The organism is Limnohabitans sp. (assembly GCF_031538885.1).
In the GTDB taxonomy this organism is placed as follows: Bacteria; Pseudomonadota; Gammaproteobacteria; order Burkholderiales; family Burkholderiaceae_C; genus Limnohabitans.
This window is the reverse complement of sequence record NZ_JAVKLW010000105.1, coordinates 1-9,204: the sequence shown is the minus strand read 5'-3', so window position 1 is coordinate 9,204 and position 9,204 is coordinate 1. Positions and strand designations below refer to the sequence as shown.

The following is a 9,204-nucleotide window of genomic DNA, read 5'->3' as shown; positions in this document are numbered from 1 at the left end:
TGGAAACCGTGACGGATGAGGAATTGACTATGATTGAAAATCGATTGAATCACCGCCCCAGAAAGCGACTAGGATTCAAGACACCTCACGAGGTATTCCATGCCTCGTTAAAGCGTGTTGCACTTCGTCCTTGAATCCGCCGCATTCTTTCTAGTAGGATCCATCTGTATCGCCTGTTCTGCTGGACATTCATCCCAACAATTATTGCCTTCGTAGAAGCGATAGGCTTCCTGCTCATGTCCGAAGAAGCGTTCACGAAGAAGTACGGTGGGGCTTAACCCCTCGTTCAAGCGGAACACCAACAGCAGGCTACTAGGGCCAGTCTGGCGGGGGTAGGTGTTTTTTGCCTCCCTAAACTTGGCCTCCTGCCGTCATCGCTTCGCTCAAACGTCACGCACTAAGTGAACATCATGCTAAGTGCGTTGTCCGATGCAAGCTTTTGGCCTCCCTCACAAGCGGCTTTCTTACGCGAGGCATTGTGCGCGCCCTGATTCAGCACTCATGTGTTGTACTGTTTCAAAGCAAGGTGCCCGCTGCCGTGGCGTCACTCAGCAAGATAATCTGGCGGGCCAAATTGATAAAGAACTTTTGATCGGCATCGCTCAGGGGTTGGAGGATGTCTTTTTGTAAATCTTCAACGATGGGCTCTAACGCCATTCGAATTTTGTTGCCTTTTGCTGTCAAGGACAACTGACGTGCTCGACGGTCTTGTTCACTGACGAGACGACGTATCCAGCCCTTTTTTTCTAGTCGCTCTATCACGCCACCAATGGTTGCCCGGTCATAACCAATCATTTCTGCGACACGTGCTTGGTCAATGCTTGGATTTTCGTAAATGGCCTCTAGGGCTGCATACTGAATAGGTGTGAGGTCAAACCCAGCTGCTTGTGTGCGTTGAACAAAAATTTGCGTGGATTGTTGGTGGAGACGGCGTATCAGATGCCCCGCCATGTCGAGTACGGACATGTCTGCATTCCTTTTGAAAGTCAAAATAGTAATCATACATACCATGTTGACGGATATTGATAAGTACAGTTATTATTTAGCCGTGCCGATGTTTCGGTGATGTTCAAACTTTTTTTGGAGACAAGAGATGCAGTTCTATAAAAATGGATTCAGAGGTGGCAATCCCGATATCAAAGAAGCCGCGCCCAACCGACGTAACCGTAGCATCAACGAACCGCTTCCCGAAAAAGTAGATGTACTGATTTCAGGCGCTGGCCCTGCTGGTTTGTGCCTTGCAGCGCAGTTAGCGCAGTTCCCAGAAATTGAAACGATGATCGTTGAGCGCATGTCCAGCAACATCATCAAAGGCAAAGCGGATGGCATCAACACGCGCACCATGGAAATGTTTCAGGCCTTTGGGTTCGCGGACAAGGTCAAACGCGAAACCTACTGGGTCAACCAAACCGCTTTCTGGATGCCCGACCCGAAAAAACCTGAGCACATCAAACGCGTCGGTCGAGTGCAAGACGTGGCTGACGACAGCTCGGAAATGCCGCACATCCTGATTAATCAGGCGCGACTGCATGAGTTGTTTTTGGAAGTTATGAAAAATTCACCCTCGCGACTGGAACCCGACTATGGGTGGGAGGTGGTGAGTTTGACGATTGACCCTACCACCGATGACCATCCCGTGACAGTGACGTTGAAAGACGCCACCGGCGTGAACTGGTGGGCAACACGCACCATACGTGCTAATTACGCCGTCGGTTGCGATGGTGCGCATTCCGCTGTGCGTAAATCCATCGGTGGTGAATTGCACGGTGATGCCGCGCATCAAGCTTGGGGCGTCATGGATATTCTTGCGAACACCGATTTCCCTGATGTGCGTCAAAAATGCTTGATCTCTTCTGCCAGTGAAGGCAATGTGTTGATCCTTCCTCGTGAGGGTGGCTATGTGTTTCGCATGTATGTTGAGCTTGACAAACTTCGGCCTGACGAAAAAGCAGCCCAACGCAAACTCACCCAAGATGACATGATTGCGGCGGCCAACCGCATCATCAAGCCCTACACGATTGATGTGAAAGAAGTGGTGTGGTGGTCTATCTACGATATTGGCCATAGCATCACGGACAGATTTGATGACGTGCCCGAGGGCGAGAACCGTAACCCCCGCGTCTTCACAGCAGGCGACGCTTGTCATACCCACTCGCCCAAGGCGGGGCAGGGCATGAATGTGTCGATGCAAGACACCTTCAACCTCGGTTGGAAATTGGTGCATGTCCTGCAAGGACGATCGGATGCCAGCCTCTTGCGTACCTACTCCGAAGAGCGATTGACCGAGGCTAAGCGACTGGTGGAGACGGACCACAAATGGTCACGCGTGATGTCCGCACCGACCACGCAGGCAGAGCGAGACGGCAGCGAAGAGCCGCGCATCATTCGCCAATTCAAAGAGAACTTGGAGTTCACGGGGGGCACCGCCGTGAAATACGACACCTCTTATCTCTTCGCTACCAGCGTCCACCAAGCGCTTGCGCGCGGTGAAGAAATTGGACGTCGCTTTCACTCCGCACCCGTGGTGCGTCTGTCGGATGCCAAGCAAATGCAACTGGGTCATGTGGCGCAAGCGGACGCACGCTGGCGTATCTACGCCTTCGCTGGTCAGTCCGATAGCTCTGACTCGGGCTCCGCCATCCACAAACTCGCGAACTGGTTGGAAACCCACCCCAGCTCTCCGATCGTCAAGCACACACGCCACGGCGAAGACATCGATGCCGTGATTGACTTTCGTGCGGTGTTCCAGCAAACCTTTGAGCAACTCGCGTACGAGAACATGCCGTCTTTGCTGAAACCCAAGACTGGAAAACTAGGTTTGCAAGATCACGAAAAAGTGTTCTGTGTTAATCACAAAAGCGCTGGCGATATCTTCGATATGCGCGGCATCAACCGTGACAAAGGCTGCATGGTCGTGGTGCGGCCCGATCAATACGTGGCGCATGTCTTGCCATTAGAAGGCTTTGACGAGTTGTGGGCTTTCTTTGTGGGCATCCTGCTATAGATTTCTGCCATTGAAGCAAGCGGCAAAACTCACGTAACTTACGTAACTGTTGCTTGCCTTAAGATCACCCCCTATGAATTGGCTAGACAGCATCAAATGGGACGACAAAGGGCTGGTGCCCGTGATTGCCCAAGAAAAAGACAGCGGCGATGTGCTGATGTTTGCGTGGATGAACCGCGAGGCGCTGCAAAAAACGGCTGAGTTGAAGCGTGCGGTGTATTTCAGCCGCTCACGCAACAAGCTGTGGTTCAAGGGCGAGGAGTCGGGCCATGTGCAAACGGTGCATGACATTCGCATGGACTGCGACAACGATGTGGTGTTGCTCAAGGTGGCGCAAGAAGGGCACGAGCCTGGCATTGCCTGCCATACTGGCCGCCATAGCTGTTTTTACCAGCGCCTTGAAGGTGAAGCATGGCACGCTTGCGAGCCTGTGCTGAAAGACCCCGAATCCATTTACAAGTGAACACGATGAGTTCAAACGATACCCTGCAACGTCTGGCCGACGTGATTGAAAGCCGCAAGCCCGCCAATGGTGGCGACCCCGAGAAGAGCTACGTCTCGCGCTTGCTGCACAAAGGCCCAGACGCTTTTTTGAAGAAGATTGGCGAAGAAGCCACCGAAACGGTGATGGCCGCCAAAGACGTGGACCACGGCGGTGACCCAACGAAGCTGGTGTACGAAGTGGCCGACCTGTGGTTTCACAGCATGATTGCTTTGGCCCACTATGGCTTGAAGCCCTCTGATGTGGTGGACGAGCTGGCGCGCCGTGAAGGCTTGAGTGGGTTGGAAGAAAAAGCGTTGCGCAAAGCGCAAGCCCGCGAAGCGACGGGCGAGTGAGGGCGGTATGACAGACGACAACTGCATTTTTTGCAAAATCATCGCGGGCAAAATCCCTTCACGCAAGGTCTACGAGGACGAGGAGGTATTTGCGTTCCACGACATCAACCCTTGGGCACCTGTGCATTTCTTGATCATCCCCAAGCTGCACATTCCCTCGGTGGCGCATGCCACGACAGAGCATGAAGGCTTGCTGGGTCGCATGATGTTGTTGGCGCCTAGGCTGGCGTTCCAAGAAGGTGCAAGACCTTACCCCGAAGGGGGCTTTCGCATTGTGACAAATACGGGCGCTGAGGGTGGGCAGGAAGTCCATCACATGCACTGGCATGTCATGGGTGGTCCACGCCCTTGGCTGCGTGGCTGATTAGAATCGGTTGAATTAATTAGGAGTTTCACATGGGTTCGTTTTCTATTTGGCATTGGCTGATCGTGTTGTTGATCGTCATCATGGTGTTCGGTACCAAGAAGCTCAAGAACTTGGGCTCTGATTTGGGCGGTGCCGTGAAGGGTTTTAAGGACGGCATGAAGGACGGTGGCGCATCGCCCGAAGACAAGCCAACAACGCCTGCTGCCGCTGTGTCTGCCGACAAAAACACCATTGACGTTGAAGTTAAGAACAAGTCTTAATTGTTGATGATTGCTTGCTTTGTTTGATCTCGATTTTTCCAAAATTGCGGTGGTGAGTGCGGTGGCACTGGTCGTCATCGGGCCAGAGCGGTTGCCTAGCGTAGCCCGCACGTTGGGGACGATGATTGGCAAAGCCAAGCGTTACGTCGCGGATGTGAAGGCGGAGGTCAACCGCACGATGGAGCTGGAAGAGCTCAAGAAGATGAAGGAAACGATGGAGACGGCCGCACGCGATGTGGAGCAGTCGGTACATACCGCAGCGAGCGATTTTGAAAAAGACTGGGCCGAGACCACGGCAGGCTTGTCGTTAGCGCATGACGAATCGCTGGCACCTTTGCCACCCACGTATCAAAACCCGGGTAAGAAGTGGCGTCTCAAGCGCGGTGCAACACCGCATTGGTACAAAGCCCGTCAAGGTGTGCGCACCAAGGCGTTGTCTGGCGCCGCTCGTGTGGCGCGTTTTCGCCCTGTAAAGCGTTCTGAACATGTCTGAGATCCCTTCCAATGACGAGTTGGCTGGTACTGAGCAGCCGTTTGTGCAGCACTTGATTGAGTTGCGTGACCGGTTGGTCAAGGCCTCCATTGCTGTGTTGATGGCAAGCGCAATTTTGGCCATTTACCCCGGCCCCGCGGAGTTGTACGACTTGCTGGCTGCGCCTTTGGTGGCGCAGTTGCCCGTGGGTGCGCATTTGATTGCAACGTCTGTGATTTCACCGTTCTTGGTGCCACTCAAGATTTTGTTGATGACGGCATTTTTGCTGGCACTGCCTGTGGTGCTGCATCAGGTGTGGGCGTTCATTGCGCCTGGGCTTTATGCGCACGAAAAGAAGTTGGTGCTGCCCTTAGTGGTGTCGAGCACGGTTTTGTTCATGATTGGGGTGGCGTTTTGTTACTTCTTTGTGTTTGGTCAAGTGTTCAAGTTCATCCAAAGTTTTGCGCCTAAAAGCATCACGGCGGCACCAGACATTGAGGCTTATTTGAGTTTTGTGCTGACCATGTTTGTGGCTTTTGGCTTGGCGTTTGAAGTGCCTATCGTGGTGATCGTGCTGGCGCGCATGAATGTGGTGTCGATTCAAAAGCTCAAAGATTTCCGTTCTTATTTCATTGTGTTGGCCTTCATCATCGCCGCCATCGTGACGCCACCTGATGTGGTGTCGCAGCTGGCGCTGGCCATTCCCATGTGCATCTTGTACGAGATTGGCATTTGGGCTGCGCAACTGTTCATCGAACACACGCAAGCGCCAGACGCCGAATAAGCGCTGCGCAAACAACCCATGAAACGCCACTGGTTGTTGTTCTCACAAGTCGTCACGGTACTGGTGGCGATTTGGTTTGTCCTGGTGACTTTGAAGCCTGAGTGTGTCAACCGTCCCGCATCGTTGTCTGGCCTGACGCTGCTTGAGGCAGCGCCGAATGCCACTGGTGTCACAATGCCCGGGAGCTTGAGTTCTGCCGCGCGTTTGGCCTCACCTGCGGTGGTGAGTATTGCGACGATGCAATCGAAGGCGACCAAGCCAGATCTTCAAAATGAACCTTGGTTTCGTTTCTTCTACGGGGATAGAGAAGATGAGTTGCCACAGCAAGGCTTGGGCAGTGGCGTGATCGTGAGCCCTGAGGGCTACATTCTGACCAACAACCACGTGATTGACGGCGCGCAAGAAATTGAAGTCACCTTGAGTGACAGTCGCCACGCGACGGCACAGGTGATGGGGACGGACCCCGACACGGATTTGGCCGTTTTACGCATCAAGCTAGATCGCTTGCCTGTGATCACTTTGGGTAACTCCGACACCGCACAGGTGGGGGACCGTGTGTTGGCCATTGGCAACCCCTTTGGTGTGGGGCAAACGGTGACGAGTGGCATCGTGTCTGCCTTGGGTCGTAACCAATTGGGGATTAACACTTTTGAAAACTTCATCCAAACCGATGCCGCCATCAACCCCGGTAATTCGGGGGGCGCGTTGGTGGATGTGAACGGCAGTTTGCTGGGCATCAATACAGCCATCTACTCACGCTCCGGCGGCAACATGGGGATTGGGTTTGCCATTCCCGTGTCCACCGCGCGTCAAGTGTTGGAGGGGTTGGTGCGTGATGGTCAAGTCACGCGCGGCTGGGTGGGGGTGGAGCCGAGCGAGCTGACGCCTGAGTTGGCCGCGGCGTTTGGATTGAAGCAGACCGAGGGCGTGGTGATCACGGGCGTGCTGCAAAACGGGCCTGCTGCCAATGCAGGGTTGCGCCCTGGCGATTTGTTGCTCAACGTCGCGGGACGGCCTGTGAAAAATGTCGGTGAATTGCTGACGCGAATTGCGGCATTGCCGCCCGGCGAGCGTGTGAAGGTGGATGTGATTCGGCGCAATCAGCCCTTGAGCTTGGACGTCACACCCGCGCAGCGCCCCAAAACCAAGGTGACACGATGAGTCAAGTTGTCACGCGCCAAGCTGTGTTGAGTGCCTGCGACGATTTGTTACAACCCTCGCGCTTCAAAGATTACGGGCCGAATGGGTTGCAAGTTGAGGGGGCGGCGTCTGTGCGCTACATCGTCTCTGGTGTGACCGCGAGCCGTGCGTTGATTGAGGCTGCGATTGAGGCCAAGGCCGATGCTATTTTTGTCCACCACGGTTTGTTCTGGCGCGGCCAAGACGGCACGGTGACGGGCTGGATGAAGCAGCGCCTGCAATTGCTGCTGGCACATAACATCAATTTGCTGGCCTACCACTTGCCCTTAGATGCGCACCCCGTGGTGGGGAACAACGCACAGCTAGGCAAACGGATGGGCCTGCAAGTGCAAGGCGTGTTTGGCGAGCAAGATTTGGGTTTGTGGGGCGAACGTGCCGATGGGCAAACCTTTGCCAATGCGCAAGTCTTGGCTGCGGTCGTGTCGCACGCCTTGGGCCGTGAGCCTGTGGTGGTGCAAACGCCTGAGCGTGAAATTCGCAAAGTAGCTTGGTGCACGGGCGGTGCGCAAAGTTATTTTGAAGCGGCGATTGCGGCGGGCGTGGATGCCTTCATGACGGGTGAGATTTCTGAGCCTCAAGCGCATTTGGCGCGTGAAACGGGTGTGGCCTTTTTGGCCTGCGGCCATCACGCCACAGAGCGCTATGGCGCGCCCGCAGCAGCAGCCCATGTGGCGGCGCAGTTGGGCTTGACGCATCAGTTCATTGACATTGACAACCCTGCATGAGCATGACTGAACACGCCAAGCCCATGCTCATCACGCAGGGCGATGCTGCGGGTATCGGGCCAGAAATCATCGTCAAAGCTTTCCGTGACGTGCCCGAGCAAATGCAAGGGTGTGTGGTGGTGGGCGATATGGCCGTGATGCAGCGTGCGGCATTGCTCGTGGCCCAGTGTGACTATCACGCACCCCGAATGCAGGTGCAGCAGGTGAGCGATGTGCAAGAAACTGCACAAGTCGAAGCGCCATTCATCATTCCCGTCTTGCAAGTGACACAACCCTTCGCTGTTGCTGAGTTGCCTGCATGGGGGCGCATCAGCGCCGCCGCGGGCAGACTGGCCGCCGACTGCGTGGTGTGGGCCGCGAACGCTGCGTTGCGTGGCGAGGTGTCGGCGATGGTGACCGCACCTGTGCACAAAGAGGCCTTGTTTGCAGCCGGGGTGCCATTTCCGGGGCATACCGAAATGCTGCAAGCCTGTGCGGCAGCGCATGCCAGTGTCGCGGTCGAGGACATGCCTGTGCGCATGATGTTGGCCAACCCTGAGCTGAAGACGGTGTTGGTCAGCATCCATGTGTCGCTGCGCCAAGCGATTGAGGCGGTGACCCTCGAGAACATTTTGCAAACCCTGCACATCACCCATGCCGCAGAGTTGGCCGCGACTGGCCGCGCGCCACACATGGCTGTAGCGGGGCTGAACCCACATGCAGGCGAGGGCGGATTAATGGGCCGAGAAGAGCTCGACATCATCATCCCCGCGTTGCAACAAGCGCGTGCGCAAGGTCTGCATGTGAGCGGCCCGTTTGCCCCTGACACCGTGTTCATGCGCGCCCGTGCCAAAAACGGGCAGCCCGGTGAGTTCGATGTGGTGGTTGCCATGTACCACGACCAAGGCTTGATCCCTGTGAAGTATTTGGGCTTGGAGCAGGGGGTGAATGTAACGCTGGGCTTGCCCTTGGTGCGCACCAGTCCTGACCACGGCACTGCGTTTGACGTGGCTGGGACAGCCAAGACCGATGCCTCAAGTCTGCTAGCAGCTGTGGCCATGGCGCGAGCCATGAGCCACTAGCCCTGCTTATTTTTTCAAACTGTCGCGGATATCACGCAACAACAAAACTTCTTCTTTCGGTGCAGAGGGTTCAGCTGGGGCATCACCTTTGAGCCAGTTAATTTGCTTGATCATTAAGATGGGAATCCACAACAAGGTGTGTTTGGATTTGAGTTGTTGCCAGTAGCTGGATCAATTAAGGTTTTACCCGGCACTTGTTCTAAGTTCGACCCCAAGAGCCACACGAGTACTGCGCCGATTATCCAAGCCACCGCGTTCTGCCAACTATGGGGCATCGCATAACCATAACCAAAGTAACGATCAACTCCCCACTGGGCAATGAATACCAATATGGTCGGTATAAATACGGCCATGATGAACCTGCCCCTGTTGGACGTACCTCTTAGCTGGTCAATTATGCGGCCTTCAATAGCTGTGCCGCGTTCCAGCTTTTCTCAAACTGCATCGGGCTGACATAGCCCAATGTAGAGTGAATTCTGCGGTGGTTGTAGAAC

12 protein-coding genes are annotated in these 9,204 nt (G+C 54.9%); 10 read left to right on the top strand and 2 right to left on the bottom strand.

Annotation, left to right across the window (positions count from 1 at the left end):
• Positions 1-516 precede the first annotated feature (516 nt).
• Positions 517-966, bottom strand: coding sequence for a MarR family transcriptional regulator (locus RMS03_RS08465; RefSeq protein ID WP_310626637.1), 450 nt, complete (start codon positions 964-966; stop codon positions 517-519).
• Between the two features lie 127 nt (positions 967-1,093).
• On the opposite strand from RMS03_RS08465, the gene RMS03_RS08460 reads away from it, so the two are divergent.
• The 10 genes from RMS03_RS08460 to pdxA all read left to right on the top strand — a co-directional run bounded on the left by RMS03_RS08460 (position 1,094) and on the right by pdxA (position 8,710).
• Complete coding sequence (locus RMS03_RS08460) at positions 1,094-3,004, top strand: FAD-dependent monooxygenase (RefSeq protein ID WP_310626636.1); 1,911 nt, start codon at positions 1,094-1,096, stop codon at positions 3,002-3,004.
• Between the two features lie 73 nt (positions 3,005-3,077).
• The gene (gene hisI / locus RMS03_RS08455; RefSeq protein WP_310626635.1) at positions 3,078-3,467 is read left to right on the top strand and encodes a phosphoribosyl-AMP cyclohydrolase; all 390 of its coding nucleotides are present in this window, start codon (positions 3,078-3,080) and stop codon (positions 3,465-3,467) included.
• Between the two features lie 5 nt (positions 3,468-3,472).
• On the top strand, positions 3,473-3,841 hold the full coding sequence (locus RMS03_RS08450; RefSeq protein ID WP_310626634.1) for a phosphoribosyl-ATP diphosphatase: 369 nt from the start codon (positions 3,473-3,475) through the stop codon (positions 3,839-3,841).
• A 7-nt stretch (positions 3,842-3,848) separates the two neighbouring features.
• Entirely contained in the window at positions 3,849-4,205 is a 357-nt protein-coding gene (locus RMS03_RS08445; protein WP_310626633.1) for a histidine triad nucleotide-binding protein, read from the top strand.
• A gap of 32 nt (positions 4,206-4,237) precedes the next feature.
• Positions 4,238-4,468, top strand: a complete 231-nt coding sequence (gene tatA / locus RMS03_RS08440; RefSeq protein WP_310626632.1) for a Sec-independent protein translocase subunit TatA — start codon at positions 4,238-4,240, stop codon at positions 4,466-4,468.
• Positions 4,469-4,487: 19 nt separating this feature from the next.
• Positions 4,488-4,961: a Sec-independent protein translocase protein TatB gene (tatB, locus tag RMS03_RS08435; RefSeq protein ID WP_310626631.1), complete on the top strand. Its 474-nt coding sequence runs from the start codon at positions 4,488-4,490 to the stop codon at positions 4,959-4,961.
• Complete coding sequence (gene tatC / locus RMS03_RS08430; RefSeq protein WP_310626630.1) at positions 4,954-5,724, top strand: twin-arginine translocase subunit TatC; 771 nt, start codon at positions 4,954-4,956, stop codon at positions 5,722-5,724. The genes tatB and tatC overlap by 8 nt, the downstream gene beginning before the upstream one ends.
• A gap of 18 nt (positions 5,725-5,742) precedes the next feature.
• Positions 5,743-6,885, top strand: a complete 1,143-nt coding sequence (locus RMS03_RS08425; RefSeq protein WP_310626629.1) for a trypsin-like peptidase domain-containing protein — start codon at positions 5,743-5,745, stop codon at positions 6,883-6,885.
• A complete protein-coding gene (locus tag RMS03_RS08420; RefSeq protein WP_310626628.1) occupies positions 6,882-7,649 on the top strand; it encodes a Nif3-like dinuclear metal center hexameric protein in 768 nt (255 codons plus the stop codon). The genes RMS03_RS08425 and RMS03_RS08420 overlap by 4 nt, the downstream gene beginning before the upstream one ends.
• Positions 7,646-8,710 carry a 4-hydroxythreonine-4-phosphate dehydrogenase PdxA gene (gene pdxA / locus RMS03_RS08415; protein WP_310626627.1) on the top strand — a complete coding sequence of 355 codons (1,065 nt, stop codon included), beginning with the start codon at positions 7,646-7,648 and terminating at the stop codon, positions 8,708-8,710. The genes RMS03_RS08420 and pdxA overlap by 4 nt, the downstream gene beginning before the upstream one ends.
• A gap of 394 nt (positions 8,711-9,104) precedes the next feature.
• Here the strand turns inward: pdxA and RMS03_RS11680 are convergent.
• The coding region (locus RMS03_RS11680) for an IS3 family transposase (protein WP_405023472.1) at positions 9,105-9,204 on the bottom strand (100 nt) is incomplete at its 5' end.